The following is a 696-nucleotide window of genomic DNA, read 5'->3' as shown; positions in this document are numbered from 1 at the left end:
CCGAGCTCGATCACGGCACCGACCGGGAGACCGGCCTGCGCGGTGCTGAGCGTGATGCGGATGCCGTCGATGCGGTTGAGGGCCGCGCCGTCCGGGTGCTTGCGCTGCAGGTTGATCGCGACTTCACCGAGGCCCGCCACGTTGATGATGGTGTTCGGTGAAACGTTGATCGGGATCGTCTTGCCGGCGATCACCAGGTTGACCAGGTCCATCTTCATGGAGCTGGTCCACACGCCGTCCTGCATCTTGCCGTAGGCCGTCACCTTGATGGCGTTGGCCTTGATCAGGCCGCCGAGCAGGTTGATGCCGGCCGTCTGGTTCGTGTTGGTGATCTCCGCATTGCCGAAGGCGTCCTTGGTGGACGTCGTCGTCGAGGTCACCACGCCGGTGGTGAGCAGTCCGGGGATCTTCACACCGAGCGTCGAGTTGGTCAGCGTCTTGCCGTTGCTGGAGCCGTACGGCGTGCCGACGCGAGCGGTCGGGTCGCTGATGACCTGGATCTCGTCGCCGACGTCTGCCTGGACACGGGTGCCGTAGGCGGTGCCGGAGAGGCCAGCGCCCGAGGACGGGTCGACCTCGGAGAGGTACTGGTTGACCGGGTTGACCAGGATCGTGACGCCGGCCGGGTAGCCGCCCGTCGGCTGCAGCAGCGTGACGCCGAGCGCCCAGCCGATGGTGCCGGCGGTGCGGTCGACC

Annotated in this window: 1 protein-coding gene; it reads right to left on the bottom strand. The window is 67.2% G+C overall.

Annotated features, from left to right (window positions below; translation table 11 throughout):
- Nucleotides 1–696 (bottom strand): choice-of-anchor P family protein (locus ACOADB_RS09090; protein WP_378597648.1); only part of this gene is annotated, 696 nt, incomplete at both ends.

Source organism: Nocardioides sp. CPCC 206348, from assembly GCF_048654705.1.
In the GTDB taxonomy this organism is placed as follows: Bacteria; Actinomycetota; Actinomycetes; order Propionibacteriales; family Nocardioidaceae; genus Nocardioides.
This window is presented reverse-complemented; position numbering and strand designations above follow the sequence as displayed.